The organism is Streptomyces prunicolor NBRC 13075 (assembly GCF_000367365.1).
In the GTDB taxonomy this organism is placed as follows: domain Bacteria; phylum Actinomycetota; class Actinomycetes; order Streptomycetales; family Streptomycetaceae; genus Streptomyces; species Streptomyces prunicolor.
In genome coordinates, this window is the sequence record NZ_BARF01000008.1 from 1 (window position 1) to 19241 (window position 19241).

Annotated in this window: 17 protein-coding genes; 11 read left to right on the forward strand and 6 right to left on the reverse strand. The window is 71.8% G+C overall.

Going from position 1 to position 19241, the window contains the following annotated elements; translation table 11 throughout:
- Nucleotides 1-26: 26 nt before the first annotated feature.
- Both SPR02S_RS03960 and SPR02S_RS03965 read right to left on the reverse strand, forming a co-directional pair.
- Entirely contained in the window at nt 27-1652 is a 1626-nt protein-coding gene (locus SPR02S_RS03960) for a DUF5691 domain-containing protein (protein ID WP_019055625.1), read from the reverse strand.
- Between the two features lie 31 nt (nt 1653-1683).
- Entirely contained in the window at nt 1684-3036 is a 1353-nt protein-coding gene (locus SPR02S_RS03965; protein ID WP_026150187.1) for an SWIM zinc finger family protein, read from the reverse strand.
- 156 nt (nt 3037-3192) lie between these two features.
- Between SPR02S_RS03965 and SPR02S_RS03970 the strand changes: the two genes are divergently transcribed.
- The 8 genes from SPR02S_RS03970 (at nt 3193) to sucD (ending at nt 11880) form a co-directional block, all read left to right on the forward strand.
- The gene (locus tag SPR02S_RS03970) at nt 3193-4323 is read left to right on the forward strand and encodes an ATP-binding protein (protein WP_026150188.1); all 1131 of its coding nucleotides are present in this window, start codon (nt 3193-3195) and stop codon (nt 4321-4323) included.
- A 90-nt stretch (nt 4324-4413) separates the two neighbouring features.
- Complete coding sequence (locus SPR02S_RS03975; protein WP_019055628.1) at nt 4414-6885, forward strand: DUF5682 family protein; 2472 nt, start codon at nt 4414-4416, stop codon at nt 6883-6885.
- Complete coding sequence (locus SPR02S_RS62855) at nt 6882-7031, forward strand: hypothetical protein (protein WP_158697774.1); 150 nt, start codon at nt 6882-6884, stop codon at nt 7029-7031. Before SPR02S_RS03975 ends, SPR02S_RS62855 begins: the two co-directional genes overlap by 4 nt.
- Nucleotides 7028-8209 (forward strand): VWA domain-containing protein, encoded by a 1182-nt coding sequence (locus SPR02S_RS03980; protein ID WP_019055629.1) that lies wholly within the window; start codon nt 7028-7030, stop codon nt 8207-8209. Before SPR02S_RS62855 ends, SPR02S_RS03980 begins: the two co-directional genes overlap by 4 nt.
- Before the next feature lie 65 nt (nt 8210-8274).
- Complete coding sequence (locus SPR02S_RS03985) at nt 8275-9141, forward strand: hypothetical protein (protein ID WP_019055630.1); 867 nt, start codon at nt 8275-8277, stop codon at nt 9139-9141.
- Nucleotides 9142-9221: 80 nt separating this feature from the next.
- The gene (locus tag SPR02S_RS63925; RefSeq protein WP_019055631.1) at nt 9222-9383 is read left to right on the forward strand and encodes a hypothetical protein; all 162 of its coding nucleotides are present in this window, start codon (nt 9222-9224) and stop codon (nt 9381-9383) included.
- 412 nt (nt 9384-9795) lie between these two features.
- Nucleotides 9796-10974, forward strand: coding sequence for an ADP-forming succinate--CoA ligase subunit beta (sucC, locus tag SPR02S_RS03995; protein WP_019055632.1), 1179 nt, complete (start codon nt 9796-9798; stop codon nt 10972-10974).
- Between the two features lie 21 nt (nt 10975-10995).
- On the forward strand, nt 10996-11880 hold the full coding sequence (sucD, locus tag SPR02S_RS04000; RefSeq protein WP_019055633.1) for a succinate--CoA ligase subunit alpha: 885 nt from the start codon (nt 10996-10998) through the stop codon (nt 11878-11880).
- Nucleotides 11881-12200: 320 nt separating this feature from the next.
- Here sucD and SPR02S_RS04005 read toward each other — a convergent pair whose 3' ends face one another.
- A complete protein-coding gene (locus SPR02S_RS04005; RefSeq protein WP_019055634.1) occupies nt 12201-13322 on the reverse strand; it encodes a helix-turn-helix domain-containing protein in 1122 nt (373 codons plus the stop codon).
- Nucleotides 13323-13418: 96 nt separating this feature from the next.
- On the opposite strand from SPR02S_RS04005, the gene SPR02S_RS62860 reads away from it, so the two are divergent.
- Nucleotides 13419-15275 (forward strand): cell division protein PerM, encoded by a 1857-nt coding sequence (locus SPR02S_RS62860; RefSeq protein WP_019055635.1) that lies wholly within the window; start codon nt 13419-13421, stop codon nt 15273-15275.
- A gap of 13 nt (nt 15276-15288) precedes the next feature.
- On the opposite strand, the gene SPR02S_RS04015 is transcribed toward SPR02S_RS62860, so the two are convergent.
- A complete protein-coding gene (locus SPR02S_RS04015) occupies nt 15289-16056 on the reverse strand; it encodes a hypothetical protein (RefSeq protein WP_019055636.1) in 768 nt (255 codons plus the stop codon).
- Nucleotides 16057-16373: 317 nt separating this feature from the next.
- Between SPR02S_RS04015 and purN the strand changes: the two genes are divergently transcribed.
- Together purN and purH are read left to right on the forward strand one after the other, a co-directional pair.
- Nucleotides 16374-17003 carry a phosphoribosylglycinamide formyltransferase gene (gene purN / locus SPR02S_RS04020; protein ID WP_026150189.1) on the forward strand — a complete coding sequence of 210 codons (630 nt, stop codon included), beginning with the start codon at nt 16374-16376 and terminating at the stop codon, nt 17001-17003.
- The gene (gene purH / locus SPR02S_RS04025) at nt 17000-18574 is read left to right on the forward strand and encodes a bifunctional phosphoribosylaminoimidazolecarboxamide formyltransferase/IMP cyclohydrolase (RefSeq protein WP_019055638.1); all 1575 of its coding nucleotides are present in this window, start codon (nt 17000-17002) and stop codon (nt 18572-18574) included. The genes purN and purH overlap by 4 nt, the downstream gene beginning before the upstream one ends.
- On the opposite strand, the gene SPR02S_RS04030 is transcribed toward purH, so the two are convergent.
- Nucleotides 18546-18995 (reverse strand): ATP-binding protein, encoded by a 450-nt coding sequence (locus tag SPR02S_RS04030; RefSeq protein WP_019055639.1) that lies wholly within the window; start codon nt 18993-18995, stop codon nt 18546-18548. The genes purH and SPR02S_RS04030 overlap by 29 nt on opposite strands.
- A complete protein-coding gene (locus tag SPR02S_RS04035) occupies nt 18992-19201 on the reverse strand; it encodes a hypothetical protein (RefSeq protein ID WP_019055640.1) in 210 nt (69 codons plus the stop codon). Before SPR02S_RS04035 ends, SPR02S_RS04030 begins: the two co-directional genes overlap by 4 nt.
- Nucleotides 19202-19241 lie beyond the last annotated feature (40 nt).

The following is a 19241-nucleotide window of genomic DNA, read 5'->3' on the forward strand; positions in this document are numbered from 1 at the left end:
TACGGCGCTTCCAACCCCCGGCGCTTCTACGGCGACTGCAACTCCCCCAACTCCTCCGCCATCGCCGCGCGCAACCGCAACGTAGTAACCAGTCTCTGAAATGCCTCCGCCCAATAGCCCCCGGCTCCGGGCGCCGCGTCCTCCGACTCGTCCGGTACCGCCAGCAACCCGTCCAGCCGACTCGCCTCGGCCGGATCGAGGCACCGCTCGGCCAGCCCCATCACCCCACTGAAACTCCACGGATAACTCCCCGCGTCCCGCGCGATGTTGAGCGCGTCCACGACAGCCCGCCCAAGCGGCGCAGCCCACGGCACCGCACACACCCCGAGCAGCTGAAACGCCTCGGACAACCCCTGCACCCCGATGAACCCGGCGACCCACTCGGCCCGTTCGCCCCCGCCCAGCGTGCTGAGCAGCTTGGCGCGCTCGGCCAGGGACACCGCCCCCGGCCCGCCCGCCTCGGGCGCCGACGGCGTTCCCAGCAGTGCCCTTGACCACTCGGCGTTCCGCTGCCGTACCGCCGCCCGGCACCACGCGGCGTGCAGTTCGCTCCGCCAGTCGTCCGCCACCGGGAGCGCCACGATCTCCCCGGGCGTACGCCCGCCGAGCCGCCGCTCCCAGGTCCCGAGCGGAGTCGCCTCCACCAACTGGCCGAGCCACCAGGAGCGTTCACCCCGTCCCGCCGGAGCCTTGGCCACCACACCGTCCCGTTCCATGCCCGAGTCGCACTCGTGCGGTGCCTCGACCACCAGCCCCGGTTCCTCGCGCGTACGGTCGACGGCCACGCAGGCCGATGCCCGTACCGCCATCCGCGCGGCGAGCGCCGAATCCGGGAGCGCCGACAGCAACTCGGCCGCCGTAGCGCGTACGTTGCGGCTGCGGTCGGCCAACGCCTGCTCCAGGAACGCCTCGTCCTCGGCCGCGAGACCCATCCGCAGCGAGTCGAGGAACATCAGCCGGTCCTCCGCCCGCTCCGTCGCCCAGGTCGTGACGAGCAACTCGCGTGCGGCGGCGGGTCGTTGCGCGCGTGTCGCCGCGAGCAGGGCGACCCGCTCGGCGAACAGCCCTTCCTGCCAGAGCAGTTGGACCTGGTCGGGGTCGTCGAGATCTGGCAGGGCGGTGCCGCCGCCCGGTGTCGCGCGCAGGGCGAACCGCCAGTCCGGGTTCAGCCGGGCCAGCCACAACGCGCGCGGGCCCGCGAACTCCAGCGCCGCCGGCCGCAGATCCGTACGCCCCCGGGCCGCGTCCAGCAGCGCGGGCAACGCCTGGACGGGCGCGGCGAATCCGCGCGCGTTGGCCGCCGTCAGCCACTGGGGCAGCAACTCCATGAGATCCGGAGAGGTGCCCCTACGACCCCCACCGCCCGTACCCGGACGGTCGGTCAGCAGCATCGCCAGCCTGCGGGCCGCCGCGGTGGGCAGCGCCGGACGCGCGTCGGGTGCGGCCGGCTCGGGGCGTTGTGCCGCCCGCGCGGGACTCAGGCCCGCCCGTCGTCGTACGGTCTCCACGGCCGCCGCGTCCAGCAGTGCCACGGGTGCGTCCTGGCCCGGCGCGCACCCCGGAGGTGTACGGCGGTCCGTGCCGAGCAGGGCCGTGGTGACCAGCTCCTCCCAGTCGCCCGCAGTGGGCGCCGGTGAGGGGGTGGTGTTCATGCGGTGCCTTCCGTCGAGTTGGTGAGTGGGCTCAGCACAGCGACACCGGCTCTCCCGCCCCCTCCGGCCAGGCCGTCAGCGGGGTGAAGCCGCGGTGGCCCAGCTCGCCGAAGACCTTGACCGGGGCGCCGCCGGAGAGCGCGACGAGCCGCCACAGGCCGGGGCGGGAACGGGCGGTGGGCGTGAGGGGGAGCGCCAAGTCCGCGCCTGCGTCGGCCAGTTGCCAGGAGCCGCCGTCCGGGGTGGGCACGACCCGGTCCAGCGTCACCGGGACGGAATCCAGCCAGGGGTCGTTCCGTAGGGCCTCTCCGTAGTGGACGGCGGCTTGCGCCGTCGTCACCCCCTGCGGCCGTTCCGTCGTAGGCGAAGGCGCTGCGAACTGCTCACCCAGGGACGCTCGGAGCTGTCCGGCGCCCGGGAACGCGGACACCTCCGCGTCCAGGGCGAGCCCCATCGGCAGCGCCAACTCGGGGGCGCGGCCCCCGGCGCCGTAGGAGAGGACGAGGGAGGTGCGGCCCGAGGCCGTGCCGTACAGCCAGATTCTTCGGGTCGTCAGTTTCGGGTCTGTCGTGTCGTACTGGGCGAGGACCAGCCAGTGGTCGCGCAGGGGTGGGCCGTCCGGTGCGGCGGGCAGGCCGACGCGGGAGCGGACCGTGGCCGCCAGGTCGTCGGGCAGGCGCTCGCGGCGCAGCCAGGCCTGGTCGAGGAGATGGAGCAGCGCGCACTCCTCCAGCAGGCGCACCGGCCAACCGGGGCCCGAGGACGGGATCGCCCCCAACTCCCTTGCCCGCGCGGCCAGTCCGGGGGCCTGGGCGTCGACCATGCGGGCCGCGGTCTCCTCCCACAGCCCGTACCCCGCCTGCTCCGCCGAGGCCAGGCCGGTGCGCAGCAGGTCCGTCAGCCGCTGCTCCAACTCGCCCGCGCCCGCGCTGATCCGCTCGGCCCGGCGCTCCGCCCTGCGCCGTGCCGCCTCCGGATCAGCGGCGGCCGGGGAACCGGACGCCCCCGCCGCCCGCTTCTCCTCCGTCCGCTTCCGCCGCCCCGCCAGCCACTCCTCGGCCCAGCCCGGCGCCTGCCCCGACGGCACCGCACCGTCCTCGCCCGCCCACAGCAGCAGCAGTCCCAGCGCGTGCTTGCACGGGAACTTGCGGCTCGGACAACTGCACTTGTACGCGGGCCCCGCCGTGTCCGCGATGTCGATGACCGTCTGATACGGCCTGCTGCCACTGCCCTTGCACAGCCCCCACACCGTCCCCTCGTCAGAACTGCCCGCCTCGGACCACGGCCCCGCCGCCCCGAGCTTGCTTCCCGCTTTGCGTGACGCTGCGTCAGGCGCCAGTGCCAGCACCTGATCAGCCGTCCAGCGCACCCCCTGCTGAGTCATGTCATCGAAGGTAGATCCCAGCACTGACAATCGGTCCGTCAGCGATCCGGCCGTCGGCTTCGCGAACGCGTTTTCGCAGGTCGGAACGCGTTGTCAGTGGGGTCGTGCAAGGTGGACACCAGATCCGAACCGGCCGAGCTGGAGGGGGCCTCAGCCATGACTGTGTCTGTAGAAACCACGCCTGAGCAAGCGAACGAGAAGCCGTCGGGCGAGGTGTTGCGGCCGCACGCCGAGGACGCCTTCGCCGACGAACTCGCCGCGCTGGCCGCGCTGGACGACCGGCCGCGTCCGGTCCGCTGGAAGATGTCGCCGTGGGCGGTCGCCACCTATCTGCTCGGCGGCACGCTGCCGGACGGCACGGTGATCACGCCGAAGTACGTCGGCCCGCGCCGCATCGTCGAGGTCGCCGTCACCACCCTCGCCACCGACCGCGCCCTGCTCCTGCTCGGCGTGCCCGGCACCGCCAAGACCTGGGTGTCCGAGCACCTCGCGGCGGCGGTCAGCGGCGACTCGACCCTCATCGTGCAGGGCACCGCCGGCACCCCGGAGGAGGCGATCCGCTACGGCTGGAACTACGCGCAGCTGCTCGCCAACGGCCCGAGCCGCGACGCCCTCGTGCCCAGCCCCGTCATGCGGGCCATGGCGGAGGGGATGACGGCGCGCGTCGAGGAGTTGACCCGTATCCCGGCCGACGTACAGGACTCGCTGATCACGATCCTGTCGGAAAAGACGCTGCCGATACCGGAGTTGGGGCAGGAGGTGCAGGCGGTCCGCGGCTTCAACCTGATCGCCACGGCCAACGACCGCGACCGCGGGGTCAACGACCTCTCCAGCGCGCTGCGCCGCCGTTTCAACACGGTGGTGCTGCCGCTGCCGGAGAGCGCGGACGCCGAGGTCGAGATCGTCGCCCGCCGCGTCGACCAGATCGGCCGCTCCCTCGACCTGCCCGCGGTGCCCGAGGGCGTCGACGAGATCCGCCGGGTGGTGACCGTCTTCCGCGAACTGCGCGACGGGATCACGGCGGACGGCCGGACGAAGCTCAAGTCGCCCAGCGGCACGCTGTCCACGGCCGAGGCGATCTCCGTCGTCACCAACGGGCTTGCCCTGGCCGCCCACTTCGGTGACGGGCTGCTGCGGCCCAGCGATGTCGCCGCGGGCATCCTCGGCGCCGTGGTCCGAGATCCGGCGGCCGACCGGGTCATCTGGCAGGAGTACCTGGAGGCGGTCGTCCGGGAGCGCGACGGCTGGAAGGACTTCTACCGGGCCTGCCGGGAGGTGAGCGCGTGAGCGACTCCAGGGGGCTGGTCGACGACGACTCCGCGTGGAGTTGGTGCGGGAGCGGGAGCGGGAGTGGGATCCGGAGGGGAGGGGGACGACGTGGCGGGTACTGAGGGGGGCGGGGGCCGGGGTGCCGGGCCGCTGCTGCTCGGGGTGCGGCATCACGGGCCCGGTTCGGCGCGGGCCGTGCGGGCGGCGTTGGACGCGGCCCAACCGCGGGTCGTACTGATCGAAGGGCCGCCGGAGGCCGACGCGTTGATCCCGCTGGCCGCCGACGAGGACATGCGGCCGCCGGTCGCGCTCCTCGCCCACGCCGTGGACGAACCGGGTCGCTCGGCCTTCTGGCCGCTGGCCGAGTTCTCCCCGGAGTGGGTCGCCATCCGCTGGGCCCTGGAGCACGAGGTCCCGGCCCGCTTCATCGACCTCCCGGCGACGCACACGCTGGCGTGGGAGAAGGACGACGGCGAGGGCGAGTTGACGGGGGAGGAGCAGCCACCGGACCCGACTGACGAGACCCCGACTGCCGGGACTCCGTCCAGCGAGCCCCCTTCTGCCCCGGAGCCTTCCGGCCCGGATCTCCGCGTTGACCCCCTCGCCGTCCTCGCCGAGACCGCCGGTTACGACGATCCCGAGCGTTGGTGGGAGGACGTCGTCGAGCACCGGGGTGCGGGGGAGCGGGACGCGTTCGCGCCGTTCACCGCACTGGAGGAGGCGATGGGGGCGCTGCGCGAGACGTACGGGGTCGGCGGGCATGAGCGGGATCTCGTGCGGGAGGCGTATATGCGGCTCCAAGTGCGGGCGGCGCAGCGGGAGTTCGAGGACGACGTGGCCGTGGTGTGCGGGGCCTGGCATGTGCCCGCGCTGCGGCAGAAGGCGGGCGTGGCCGCGGACCGCGCGCTGCTGAAGGGGCTGCCCAAGGTCAAGGCCGATCTGACCTGGGTGCCGTGGACGCATCGCCGGCTGTCGCGGGCCAGCGGCTACGGCGCGGGCATCGACTCGCCGGGCTGGTACGGCCATCTGTTCGGCGCGCCGGACCGGCCGGTCGAGCGGTGGATGACCAAGGTGGCGGGGCTGTTCCGGGAGGAGGACCGGATCGTCTCCCCGGCCCATGTCATCGAGGCCGTACGGCTGGCGGAGACGCTTGCGGTGATGCGCGGCCGTCCGTTGCCGGGGCTCGGGGAGACCACCGACGCGGTGCGCGCGGTGATGTGCGAGGGCTCGGACGTCCCGCTGGCGCTGGTGCACGACCGGCTCGTCGTCGGTGATGTGCTGGGCGAGGTGCCGCCGCGTGCGCCCGCCGTGCCGTTGCAGCGCGACCTCGACCGCTTGCAGCGCAAGCTGCGGATCAAACCGGAGGCGCTGGAGCGGGAGTTGGAGCTCGACCTGCGCAAGGAGACCGACGCCGGGCGCAGCAGGCTGTTGCATCGGCTGCGGCTTCTGCGGATCGAGTGGGGTGAGCCGGTCGCGTCGCGGGGGAGCACGGGTACGTTCCGGGAGACCTGGCGGCTGCGCTGGGAACCGGAGTTGGCGGTACGGGTCGCCGAGGCGGGGGTGTGGGGGACCACCGTGCTCGCGGCGGCGACCGCGAAGGCGGAGGGGGACGCGATCGGGGCGCAGAGCCTCGCCGACGTCACCGCACTCGCCGAGCGCTGTCTGCTGGCCGAACTGCCGGACGCGCTCCCGGTGGTGATGAAGGTTCTCGCCGACCGCGCGGCCCTCGACACGGACGTCGGCCATCTCGCCCAGGCGCTGCCCGCGTTGGTCCGTTCGCTGCGCTACGGCGACGTCCGCGGCACCGACACCGGCGCGCTGACGGAGGTCGCGGCGGGCCTCGCCGAGCGGGTCTTCGTCGGCCTGCCCCCGGCCTGCGCGGCCCTCGACGCGGATGCCGCGGAGCAGATGCGGCGGCATGTGGACGCGGTGCATGGGGCGGTGGCGCTGTTGGGCGACGCCTCTGGACACGGACATGGTGACACCTCCGCACCGGGGCAGGGCGATGGACCTGGCCCCGGACCCGGGCACGGTGACCTGCGGGACCGTTGGCGCGCGGTGCTGCGGACGCTCTCCGCGCGGGACACCGTGCCGGGTGTCATCCGGGGGCGGGCCGTACGACTCCTGCTGGACGAGGGGGAGTTGGGGCCGGACGAGGCGGCCCGGCTGATGGGGCTGGTGCTCTCGCCGGGGACGCCGCCGGCGGACGCGGCCGCGTGGATCGAGGGGTTCGTCGGTGGTGGGGGCGGGCTGCTGCTCGTGCACGATGAACGGCTGCTCGGGTTGGTGGATGAGTGGCTGACCCGGGTGCCGGCGGAGGCGTTCACGGACGTACTGCCTTTGCTGAGGCGAACGTTCTCGTCGTACGAACCCGGAGTGCGCCGAACACTCGGGGAGTTGGTGCGGCGCGGGCCGGGGAAGCAGGTGGGTACGGCGGCGACGGCGGCCGGGATACCCGGGTTCGGGGCGGAGTTGGACGCCGGGCGCGCGGATGCGGTCGTGCCGGTGCTGCGGCTGCTGTTGGGGCTGGACGACGTGGTGGACAACGGCGACAACGAGCTTGTGGGGGTGGCGGGATGACGAGCGGCAACGGCAGGCAGGGCAAGGGAAGGCCGGGGGAGAGAGGTCAACTGGCCCGTGCCGGTGGGGGCGTGGACCGCCCGGTGACGGCCGTGCGGGTCGTGCCGCTGTGGGAAGGGCTGCGTACGGCGGGGGTGCGCGGATGACGGCCGAGGCGGTCGCGGTCGGCGGGGTCGCGGACCCCGGGCAGGAGCGGTTGCGGCGGTGGCGGCTGGTGCTCGGGGGCGGCGCGGCCGACGGCACCGGGTGCGAGCTGTCCGGGCAGGACGCGGCGATGGACGGGGCGTTGGCCGCGCTGTACGGCAGGGAGGACAAGGGGCGGGCGGCGAAGGACCGTTCGGCGGGGCTCGGGGCGTCGGCGCCGTCCGTCGCGCGCTGGCTCGGGGACATCCGGACGTACTTCCCGTCCTCCGTCGTCCAGGTCATGCAGCGCGACGCCATCGACCGGCTCGGGCTGTCCGCGCTGCTCCTCGAACCGGAGATGCTGGAGGCGGTCGAGGCCGACGTGCACCTGGTCGGCACGCTGCTCTCCCTCAACAAGGCGATGCCGGAGACCACGAAGGAGACGGCGCGGGCGGTGGTCCGCAAGGTCGTCCAGGACCTGGAGAAGCGGCTCGCCTCCCGCACCCGGGCCACCCTCACCGGCGCGCTCGACCGCAGCGCCCGTATCAACCGGCCGCGCCACCACGACATCGACTGGAACCGCACGATCGCGGTCAACCTGAAGCACTACCTGCCCGAGTACCGGACGATCGTGCCGGAGCGGCTGATCGGATACGGGCGGGCGTCCCAGTCCGTGAAGAAGGAGGTCATCCTCTGCATCGACCAGTCCGGTTCGATGGCGGCGTCCGTCGTCTACGCCTCCGTGTTCGGGGCGGTGCTGGCGTCGATGCGGTCGATCAACACCCGGCTCGTTGTCTTCGACACGGCGGTCGTCGACCTCACCGACCAGCTCGACGACCCGGTGGACGTGCTCTTCGGGACCCAGCTCGGCGGCGGTACGGACATCAACAGGGCGCTCGCGTACTGCCAGTCGCAGATCACCCGGCCCGCCGAGACGGTGGTCGTGCTGATCAGCGACCTCTACGAAGGGGGCATCCGGAACGAGATGCTGAAGCGGGTCGCGGCGATGAAGGCGTCGGGGGTGCAGTTCGTGACGCTGCTCGCGCTGTCCGACGAGGGCACGCCCGCCTACGACCGCGAACACGCCGCCGCGCTGGGCGCGTTGGGGGCGCCGGCCTTCGCCTGTACGCCCGATCTGTTCCCGGAGGTGATGGCGGCGGCGATCGAGAAACGGCCGTTGCCGATACCGGACACCGCGTGACGAACTGGCTTGGGGGACAGGGGGGTTGCGCGCTCTAGGGCGGCCCGTGCAAGGATCGTCGCCTCATGAACTGGCCCGCCGCGTTGTCCGGTGCCGCCCTGCGCGTGATGCGTACGGCGGTTGGGCGCCGTGTGCGTCAACGGGTGTTGCAAGTCGCCCTGTTGGGAGGCGGGTTGTTCGTGCTCGGCGTTGTCTTCGGGGGACAGGCGCAGGCGGCGGACGGGGTCACGGGGCAGCGGCCGGTGATTCCGGTGGTGGCTTCGGTTTCCACCGAGGTGGTCAAGCCAGGTCCCGTTCCGGTTCCGGCTTCGGTTCCTGTTCTCGCTCCGGTGCCGGCTCCGGTGCTGGCTTCGGTCTCGGACACCGTGGAGCGGGTCGTGCGGCCCGTGAGTGACGTGGTGACGAAGACGGTGACCGAGGTGTTGACCGAGGCGCCTTCGTTGCCCACCCTGCCTAACTTGCCCGTGCTGCCCTCGGTCCCCGCAGCGCCGAGTCAGCCGGTGATTCCGGTGCAGACGCCTCCGGCGCACACCGTGCCCGCGCCGGTGTCGGTGCCGACGCCCGTCCGGTCGGTCCCGCGGCCTTCGAGCGGTGGGCATCGTTCGGATGCGAGGCCTGCCGAGGTGACGGTGGGCGTAGGCGCCACGTACGGGCCGCGCTTCGTCGCGGACACCGCCGCTGCGTTCGGCACCGTAGGACATGCGGTCGTACGTCACGCCCGGTCGGCCTGTGCGGGACACATCCCGACCCAGCGTCCGGCGCCCACCGGCGACACCGATGGTGCGGACAACGGGTCGTCGCGGCACTGTGACGCGCATGCCGTGACGTTGGACAACCGGGTGCCGGTGCGGATCGTGCCCGGTGCCGCCGCGCGTGCGGACGCGGGCGAGACGCGGGACAGGTACCGGGACGTTCCCGTTTTCCCAGGCTAGGCAGGGCCCTTCCGGCAGTTGAGCTGCCTGGAATGTCGCCATGTCCCCATTTCTGCGATGCCTGAGGAACCGACGCGCGCATGAGCACGAACATCGACACCACCCCTGCCGAACTCCGGCGACGCCTCGTCGACGCCCACGTCTCCGTCCCGAGGGAGTCCAGGGTCAGGGCCGCCGCGGCCATCCAGGGTGCACGGGCCGCACGCAATGTCTGCGCCCGGACCGTTCGGCACTGGGAGTGACCGACTCCGTGAGGCGGTGACCCCGGACGGCCGAATGCCGTCGGTCTGTCCGGAGTGCGTCTCGCGGTATGGGGCCTCGCCGGGCCAACCCCAACCCGGTGAGGCCCCGCCCGAACCACCTATCCACCTATCCACCTATCCACCACGCGCCCGAACACCAACCCGAACGACCTGCCCGAACGTCTCGTCCGCGGCACTCCGTGTCACAAAAAACGGCATCATGTGACAGGTATCACCGCTCAGGTGTGACCCTCGATTTAGGGGCCCCCTGCAAGCAGCGATAACCTGCGAGACGGACATGCCGCGCGCTCGGTCACCGTGTGCGCCTCCCTTGTGACAGCGGACGTCACGTTGCCCTTCGCGGCACGCCCACGCATCCAACGAACCGCGATATCACTGAGGACGGAAGCGCGTGGACCTGTTCGAGTATCAGGCGAGGGACCTCTTCGCCAAGCACGATGTACCGGTGCTGGCCGGTGAAGTCATCGACACGCCTGAGGCGGCCCGCGCAGCCACCGAGCGGCTCGGTGGCAAGTCCGTCGTCAAGGCCCAGGTGAAGGTCGGCGGCCGTGGCAAGGCCGGTGGCGTGAAGCTCGCCGCCACCCCGGACGAGGCAGTCGCCCGGGCGACGGACATTCTCGGCATGGACATCAAGGGCCACACGGTCCACAAGGTGATGATCGCCGAGACCGCGCCCGAGATCGTCGAGGAGTACTACGTCTCGTACCTCCTCGACCGCACCAACCGCACCTTCCTCGCCATGGCGTCCGTCCAGGGCGGCGTGGAGATCGAGGTCGTCGCGGAGGAGAACCCCGAGGCCCTCGCGAAGGTCCCGGTCGACGCCAACGAAGGTGTCTCGATCGAGAAGGCCCGTGAGATCGTCGCGCAGGCGAAGTTCCCGGCCGACGTCGCCGAGCAGGTCGCCGAGATCCTGGTGACCCTGTGGGACACCTTCATCAAGGAGGACGCCCTCCTCGTCGAGGTCAACCCCCTCGCCAAGGTCGCCTCCGGCAAGGTCATCGCCCTCGACGGCAAGGTCTCCCTCGACGAGAACGCCGAGTTCCGCCAGCCGGACCACGCGGCGCTCGAGGACAAGGACTCGGCGAACCCCCTTGAGGCGGCCGCCAAGGAGAAGAACCTCAACTACGTCAAGCTCGACGGTGAGGTCGGCATCATCGGCAACGGCGCGGGTCTCGTCATGAGCACCCTGGACGTCGTCGCGTACGCCGGTGAAAACCACGGTGGCGTGAAGCCGGCCAACTTCCTCGACATCGGCGGCGGCGCGTCCGCGGCCGTGATGGCGAACGGCCTGGAGATCATCCTGGGCGACCCCGACGTCAAGTCGGTCTTCGTCAACGTCTTCGGCGGCATCACCGCGTGCGACGAGGTCGCCAACGGCATCGTGCAGGCGCTTCAGTTGCTCGCGGACAAGGGCGAGGAAGTCACCAAGCCCCTCGTCGTCCGCCTCGACGGCAACAACGCCGAGCTGGGTCGCAAGATCCTCTCCGACGCCAACCACCCGCTGGTCCAGCGCGTGGACACCATGGACGGCGCGGCCGACAAGGCCGCCGAGCTCGCGGCTGCGAAGTAAGGGACGAGGGACAAAACAGCCATGGCTATCTTCCTCACCAAGGACAGCAAGGTCATCGTCCAGGGCATGACCGGCTCCACGGGCATGAAGCACACCAAGCTCATGCTGGCCGACGGCACCAACATCGTCGGTGGCGTCAACCCCCGTAAGGCCGGCACGTCCGTCGACGTCGACGGCACCGAGATCCCGGTCTTCGGCACGGTCGCCGAGGCGATCGAGAAGACGGGCGCGAACGTATCCGTCCTCTTCGTACCGCCGGCCTTCTCCAAGGCCGCGGTCGTCGAGGCGATCGACGCCGAGATCCCGCTCGCGGTCGTCATCACCGAGGGCATCGCCGTCCACGACTCGGCCGCGTTCTACGCGTACGCGGTCGCGAAGGGCAACAAGACGCGCATCATCGGTCCGAACTGCCCGGGTCTGATCACCCCCGGTCAGTCGAACGCCGGCATCATCCCGGGCGACATCACGAAGCCGGGCCGTATCGGTCTGGTCTCGAAGTCCGGCACGCTGACGTACCAGATGATGTACGAGCTGCGTGACCTCGGCTTCTCGTCCGCCGTCGGCATCGGTGGCGACCCCGTCATCGGCACCACGCACATCGACGCGCTCGCCGCGTTCGAGGCCGACCCCGACACCGATCTGATCGTGATGATCGGTGAGATCGGTGGCGACGCGGAGGAGCGGGCCGCGGACTTCATCGCGAAGAACGTGACGAAGCCGGTTGTCGGTTACGTCGCGGGCTTCACCGCGCCCGAGGGCAAGACGATGGGCCACGCCGGCGCGATCGTCTCCGGTTCCTCCGGTACGGCTGCCGCGAAGAAGGAGGCCCTTGAGGCCGCCGGCGTCAAGGTCGGCAAGACCCCGACCGAGACGGCGAAGCTGGCCCGCGAGATCCTGGCCGGCTGAGCGGTTTTAGCTGAACGTTGATGGGCTCGCTCCGTAGGTTGGGGCGGGCCCATCGCGCGTCATGGGGTGCCGGGTCCGGTTGTTCGGCGGCTGCGGGTGCGTCGTGGCTGGTCGCGCAGTTCCCCGCGCCCCTAAAAACTCGGGCTCGCGTTTCTTTCAGGCGTGTGCAGATCCCCGCGCCCCTAAAAGCCGGCCCGTTTCAGCCGACCTGTTTTGAACGGGCGCGGGGAACTACGCTCCTTAAAAACGCGGGCGGGCCCATGTCTTTTAGGGGCGCGGGGAACTGCGCGACCAGCCCCCACCGGGTCGCGGCCGACGACCTACCGACCCAGCGGTGCCAGCCTCTCCGGACCGCTCGTCATTCCGCTCCGCAGACGGTCCCGAAGAGAAACCTCCTCCTCCGACAACGCGCCCTGCACCACCCGCGGCGGCACCCCCTCCACCCGCTGCCCCAACGGCACCGGCGGTTCGTAGTGCGTCGGAGCTGTCCGCACGGTCAACGTCGTCGCGCCGATGATCGCCACCGTGAACGCGATCGCCGCCCGGGTCCAGAACACGGTCCGGCGTTCGCCGACGAAGCGGACCGTCGGGGGCTTGGCCGCGTGCAGCCGCCCGGTGGAGGCCAGTTCGGTCATCCGCCGGTGCAACTCGGTCGGGTCGGACAGGTCCGGGAGCTGCGCGGCAAGCGCCTCGCGCGCGTGCAGCAGCCGGTTGGCCGCCGCCGGCGTACTCGCCTCCGTCTCCGCCGCGGTCTCCGCGAGACCGAGCCCCACACCGTCGTAGAGGAGAAGCGTGCGGCGGTACGACGGCGGGAGTTTGAGGAGGGCGGTCAGCAGGGCGCGGTCGGCGGTGTCGGGCGGCGGGGGCTCCGGGTGGCGGTATCTGGGGCGGAACCGGTGCCAGGGGGAGAGGGCGTACTCGTACGCCACCGAGCGCACCCAGCCCGCCGGGTCGCGGTCGACCGCCACCTCGGGCCAGCGCTGCCAGGCGACCTGGAAGGCCCGCTCGACGGACTCCCGCGCCAACTCGCGCCGCCCGGTCAGCAGATAGGCCTGCCGCACGAGGGCGGGCGCGCAGAACGCGTAGAGCGCGTCGAAGGCCTGAGCGGGCGTCAGGGGAGCGGGCGGTGGTGGTGTCGGCTGAGGCTCCGTCACCGTCGCCGCCAACCCCGTGATCTCCGCCGTGTCCTCCACGGCTGCTTCGGCTTCCTCGGCAGGGAGTTGCTCTTCGGTGGGGGTGTCTTCACCCAGGCTGGTGAGCAATTTCGCGTACGCCTCCCGTTTCCGGCCGCGTGGGTTGGTGCGGCCGGTCTCCCACGAGCGCACCGTCTCGCGGCTGACGCCCACCTGGGTCGCGACCTGAGCCTGCGTCAGCGAGCCCGCCTCGCGCAGGCGTCGGCGTTCCTTGGGCGGAGGGAGCGGGGTTGCAGGGCTCTGCGTCACCGGACGCCCCTTCGTACGAAAAAGTACATAAACGTATATTGAGCGACACTTCCGAGGTTCGCCTGTTACGACGAGAAAGCGCGTGTCGTTGGGAGCATGGCGGGCGTGATGCCGATGACCCACCGCCGAGCGCTGCTGTCGCCCCTGCTCACCCGGATGCGCGACCGATCCCCCGGACTGGCCGCCAGCCTCTTGGGTGGCGCGGTCGCGGCGGGGCTCGGACTCGGTTCGTTCGCGGTGCTCGTGATGGTGCTGTGGATCAGCTCGCCGTACCCCGACAGCGGGCCCGGCGGCGCCCTGCACATGGCCGCCGCCCTGTGGCTCCTCGCGCACGGCGTCGAACTCGTCCGCGCCGACACGCTCTCCGGAGTCCCCGCCCCCGTGGGCGTCACCCCGCTGCTCCTCCTCGCCCTGCCGCTGTGGCTGCTGCACCGGGCGGCCCGGCACGCGGTGCTGGGAGGGGGAGACGGTGAGGACGACCCGGAAGGCCCGCCCCCGATCGCCGCCCGCACCGCCTGGACCGGCGTCGCCCTCGGCTACCTCGCCGTCGGCACCGCCGCCGCCCTCTACGCGTCCGGCGGCGAACTCTCCCCCTCCTGGAGCTGGACGGCGATCTGCCTGCCGCTGCTCGCCGCGGGCGCGGCCGGTTCGGGCGTGTGGAAGGCGTACGGGCGCCCGCGCGAACCCGTGTTGAGCGTGCTGGTGCTGTTGCCGGCCGGGTTGCGGCGGCTCGTTCTCGGTCCGGAGGCCCGTGAGTCCCGGGCCCGTATCGGCACCGCCGCACGTGCCGCCGGTCTCGGTACGGCGGTTCTCGTCGGGGGCGGTGCGCTGCTGCTCGGGGTGTCGCTGGTCTGGCACGGCGGCGCTGCCCGGACCTCCTTCCTCCAGCTGACGGAGGGTCTGTCGGGCCGGTTCGCCGTCCTGTTGCTCTGCCTCGCGCTGATCCCCAACGCGGCCGTGTGGTCCGCGTCCTACGCCCTCGGCCCCGGTTTCGCGCTCGGCGTGCACCACACCGTCGCCCCGCTCTCCTCGGCCCCGGCCCCGCTCCTCCCGCCGTTCCCGCTCCTCGCCGCGGTCCCGGACGCGGGCACCGGAACCCCGCTGAACTGGCTCGCGGCGCTGGTGCCGGTGGCGGCCGGGGTGACCGCGGGGTGGTTCGTGGCGCGGGTCGCGGTGGGCGGTACCGCGGCTCAACGGGGCGACGGCGCGGGCGAGTTGCCGGAGGAGACGAAGCGGAGGGCGGCCGGAGCCGGGCTCCGCCAACAGCCGTCGCACACCCCCGCCACCCACGCCCCCTCGGCGCAGGCCCCCTGGGCGCAGGGCCGCACCGCCGCCACCGCGCTGCTCGCCGCCGCCCTGTGTGCCGTAGTGCTGGCGCTGCTCGCGGAGTTGTCCGGCGGGCCGCTCGGAGGTGCCGCGCTCGCGCGGTTCGGGCCGGTGTGGTGGCAGACCGGGGGCGCGGCGCTGGCGTGGATCGCGGGGGTCGCGGTGCCTACGGCGGTCGGGCTGCGGGCGTGGCGGCTGCGGGAACGCCGGGTGCCCACGCCGACGATCGGGCAGTCGACGATCGGAAAGCCGAGGGAGGCCGAGGCTGAGACGGTGCCGGACACTGCGGCGGAACGCTGGTTCCGGCGGCCCTTCGCAGTCGGCCGGGGTCGGTTCGCGCGCAAGCCGAAGAAGGTGGGGCAGCCGCTCCCGGTACCCGTACCGGCGCAGGCTCCCGTCGAGCAGCCGTACATCGCCTACGACCACGACCCCACGTTCGACCCGTACGACTTCCTGCCCGTCGACGTGCCGTCGGAGCCGGCGCCCACGCCCTGGTACGACGACGCCTCCCGCGAGGCCCGTTGGGCGGCCTTGCGGGAGGCGTCCACGTCACCTGAGCCCGAGCCGTCGGAACACTCGGACGAGCCGCGGCCGCCCGATATGAACGATACGAAGGGGACGAACTGACCAGTACCGCCTGTCAGTTGGCGGTGCCCAGGAAGCCCCGCAGCTCCTTCGGCAGCAGCTGGTTGCAGGACTGCTTGGCCTCGTTCGTGAGGGCGTCGTTGGCGCAGGTGTAGTAGTCCTTGTAGGCCAGCTGCGCGACGAACATCGCGGCGACCAGGGCGATCGCAAGCGACGCGGTGACCAGGCCGCTGATCGCCGCCGTCGTCTGCGGGCGGGCCTGTGACTCGGGCACCGCCGGGGTGTCCGGGTCGCCGGTGCGGGGCTTGGCGCGCAGGGCGCTGCCGCCCCAGTAGAGGGCCAGCGAGCCGAGCAGCAGGGCCACGTACGGCCAGCTGAAGAGGGCGAAGAAGAAGGCCCACATGCCGCTCAGCAGGGCGTAACGGGCGCGGCGCTGGGCCGGGTCCGTCGGGTCCCAGCGCGTGCCGCCCTGACCGGGACCGCCGGTGCCCGGGCCCTCGGGGCCGCTCTGTCCGGTGGGCCCGCCGGGCCGGTCGCCGAAGTTGCCCGACGAACGCCCGGGCTGCTGGTCGCTCCACTGACTGCCCCACGGCGAAGGACCGCCGTCGCCCTGCGGGGCGTCGCCGTCGTCCTCGCGGCCCTCCGGGCGCCGGGGCTGCCACGGCCGGTCCGGAGTGCCCTCGGGCGGCGGCGCGAAGGGGTTGTCGTCCTGCCCGGCGCCGCTCTTCCCGTCCGAGGGCGCGTCGGGCGGCGACGAGGGCCGCTCCCGGAGCAGCACCGACTGCGGCGGGAACGTGAGAAGTCGCAGACTGCGGTCCGGCATCAAATGAGCGTCTTCCCCTTGGTGGATACGTCTCCGGCATGAACTGTCACTTCACGAGCCGACATTTCACGAGCTGTCACTCCGAGAACGCGTCGCACGACAACCGCGTTCCCGAACCCGCTCTCCCCAGACGCTACCTTCCGGCCACGCCCCCGTCCCGTGGGGGCTGTCCGGTGTGCCGGTATCGTTGCTGACGGTCGGCCGCTTCGTAGACTTCCCCGTATCCCGGGGCGCGAAGCATTCGTATGAACGCACGAGACGTACGGATGCGCGAGCCGGCCGCACAAGACGACGCTCCCCCGAGAAAGGGCCCCGCCGTGGCCGCCAAGCCCGTGGCCAAGCGCCTCGTCGTGCTGGTCTCCGGATCCGGTACGAATCTGCAGGCGCTCCTCGACGCCATCGAGACCGTCGGCAGCGAGGCGTACGGAGCCGAGATCGTGGCCGTCGGCGCGGACCGGGAGGGCATCGAGGGGCTCGCCCGTGCCGAGCGCGCCGGGCTGCCCACGTTCGTGTGCAAGGTGAAGGACTTCGGGGCGCGTGAGGAGTGGGACGCGGCGCTCGCCGAGGCCACCGACGCGTACGAGCCCGACCTGATCGTGTCGGCCGGGTTCATGAAGATCGTGGGCAAGGAGTTCCTGGCCCGCTTCGGCGGCCGGGTCGTGAACACGCACCCCGCCCTGCTGCCCAGTTTTCCGGGAGCCCACGGCGTACGGGACGCGCTCGCGTACGGCGCCCGGGTCACCGGCTGCACCGTCCACTTCGTCGACGACGGCGTCGACACCGGGCCGATCATCGCTCAGGGCGTGGTCGAGATCCTGGACGAGGACGACGAGAGCGCTCTGCACGAGCGCATCAAGGAAGTCGAGCGCACGCTGCTCGTCGATGTCGTGGGGCGGCTCGCCCGCAACGGCTATCGCATTGAGGGACGAAAGGTAGTTATCCAGTGACCGCCGAGAACATCGACAGCGGCAAGCGGGCCATCCGTCGCGCGCTCGTCAGCGTCTACGACAAGACCGGCCTGGAGGAGCTGGCCCGCGGCCTGCACGAGGCGGGCGTCGAGCTCGTCTCCACGGGCTCCACCGCCGGCCGTATCGCCGCAGCCGGTGTCCCCGTCACCAAGGTCGAGGAGCTGACCGGCTTCCCCGAGTGCCTGGACGGCCGGGTCAAGACCCTGCACCCCAAGGTGCACGCCGGTATCCTCGCCGACCTGCGCCTGGAGAGCCACCGTCAGCAGCTCGACGAGCTGGGCGTGGCCCCCTTCGACCTCGTGGTCGTCAACCTGTACCCGTTCCGGGAGACGGTCGCCTCCGGCGCGTCCGCCGACGAGTGCGTCGAGCAGATCGACATCGGCGGCCCGTCGATGGTCCGCGCCGCCGCCAAGAACCACCCGTCGGTCGCGATCGTCACCAGCCCCGCGCGCTACGCCGACGTCCTGAACGCCGTACAGAACGGCGGGTTCGACCTCAACACCCGCAAGCGGCTCGCCGCCGAGGCGTTCCAGCACACGGCGTCGTACGACATCGCCGTCGCCGGCTGGTTCGCGAGCTCCTACGCGCCCGTGGACGACTCGCTGTTCCCGGACTTCCTGGGCGCCACCCTGGAGCGCAAGAACACGCTCCGGTACGGCGAGAACCCGCACCAGCCCGCGGCCCTCTACGTCGACGGCACGGGCACGGGCCTCGCCGAGGCCGAGCAGCTGCACGGCAAAGAGATGTCGTTCAACAACTACACGGACACGGACGCCGCCCGCCGTGCCGCGTACGACCACGACGAGCCCTGTGTCGCGATCATCAAGCACGCCAACCCGTGCGGTATCGCGATCGCCGCGGACGTCGCCGAGGCGCACCGCAAGGCGCACGCGTGCGACCCGCTGTCGGCGTTCGGCGGTGTGATCGCCGTCAACCGGCCGGTCAGCAAGGAGCTGGCGGAGCAGGTCGCCGAGATCTTCACCGAGGTCATCGTCGCGCCGGACTACGAGGACGGCGCCCTCGAAGCCCTCGCCAAGAAGAAGAACATCCGGGTCCTGAAGACCCCGGGCGCGCCCTCGCACCCGGCCGAGGTCAAGCCCATCGACGGTGGCGCCCTGCTCCAGGTCACCGACCGCCTCCAGGCCGACGGCGACGACCCGGCCAACTGGACGCTGGCGACGGGCGAGGCGCTCTCCGCGTCCGACCTGGCCGACCTCGCCTTCGCGTGGAGGGCCTGCCGTGCGGTGAAGTCCAACGCGATCCTGCTCGCCAAGGACGGTGCCTCGGTCGGCGTCGGCATGGGGCAGGTCAACCGGGTCGACTCCTGCAAGCTCGCGATCGAGCGGGCGGGCGAGGAGCGGGCACGGGGTTCGTTCGCGGCCTCGGACGCGTACTTCCCGTTCCCGGACAACATCGAGGTGCTGAGCGCCGCCGGCGTCAAGGCCATCGTTCAGCCCGGCGGTTCGATCCGCGACGAACTCAGCATCGAGGCCGCGAAGAAGGCGGGCGTCACGATGTACTTCACGGGGACGCGGCACTTCTTCCACTGAGGTCAGCCAGATTCTCCGGGATCGCGGCGGGAGTTGAGACAGGGGCCGGGGCAGGCTCGGGCGGTGGCAGTTCGCACCACACCGTCTTGCCCTCCGGCCCCTGTTCCACACCCCACCGCGTCGCGAGCGCGTCGAGCAGGAGCAGGCCTCGGCCGTTCTCGTCCTCCGGCCCGGCCGCACGTACGACGAGCCAGGCGTACGGTTCCGGGTCGGTGACGGCGACTCGGGTACGGCCGTCTTCACATGTCACCCGGAGGGTCACCGGGGTGCCCTCGCCCAGGTGCCGGATCACGTTGGTCAGTAACTCGCTGACACAGAGCTGGACTTCGGGACACGGGACGCCGAGGTGTGCGCGTACGGCACGGCGGGCCTCCGGCACGACCTTGGGTACGGCGAGGAGCTCCAGGGTCAGCGGAGTCACCGGCCGGCCGCCTTGCGGAGGGCGGCGGTGAGGGCCCTGGCGGTGTCGAGGTTGCAGTTTCCGAGGTCGACGAGGGGGGCGCCGTAGGTCATGACGACGGAGGGCAGATCGAGGCCGAGGGACGGAAGAGTGATCCCGTGTGCCTTCAACGCGGCCTGGAGTTCGGCTACTTCGGCGGTGGCCTCGTGGGTGTAGGGACTGCTCATTTCCGTATGCCTCTCTCTGTGACGAATTGCTCACAGAGTG

Bases quoted from the DNA above. Each gene is read 5' to 3' on its own strand.
- SPR02S_RS03960 (WP_019055625.1), bottom strand. From the start codon at position 1,652: ATGAACACCACCCCCTCACCGGCGCCCACTGCGGGCGACTGGGAGGAG.
- SPR02S_RS03965 (WP_026150187.1), bottom strand. From the start codon at position 3,036: ATGACTCAGCAGGGGGTGCGCTGGACGGCTGATCAGGTGCTGGCACTG.
- SPR02S_RS03970 (WP_026150188.1), top strand. From the start codon at position 3,193: ATGACTGTGTCTGTAGAAACCACGCCTGAGCAAGCGAACGAGAAGCCG.
- SPR02S_RS62855 (WP_158697774.1), top strand. From the start codon at position 6,882: ATGACGAGCGGCAACGGCAGGCAGGGCAAGGGAAGGCCGGGGGAGAGA.
- SPR02S_RS03980 (WP_019055629.1), top strand. From the start codon at position 7,028: ATGACGGCCGAGGCGGTCGCGGTCGGCGGGGTCGCGGACCCCGGGCAG.
- SPR02S_RS03985 (WP_019055630.1), top strand. From the start codon at position 8,275: ATGAACTGGCCCGCCGCGTTGTCCGGTGCCGCCCTGCGCGTGATGCGT.
- SPR02S_RS63925 (WP_019055631.1), top strand. From the start codon at position 9,222: ATGAGCACGAACATCGACACCACCCCTGCCGAACTCCGGCGACGCCTC.
- sucD (WP_019055633.1), top strand. From the start codon at position 10,996: ATGGCTATCTTCCTCACCAAGGACAGCAAGGTCATCGTCCAGGGCATG.
- SPR02S_RS62860 (WP_019055635.1), top strand. From the start codon at position 13,419: ATGGCGGGCGTGATGCCGATGACCCACCGCCGAGCGCTGCTGTCGCCC.
- SPR02S_RS04015 (WP_019055636.1), bottom strand. From the start codon at position 16,056: ATGCCGGACCGCAGTCTGCGACTTCTCACGTTCCCGCCGCAGTCGGTG.
- SPR02S_RS04035 (WP_019055640.1), bottom strand. From the start codon at position 19,201: ATGAGCAGTCCCTACACCCACGAGGCCACCGCCGAAGTAGCCGAACTC.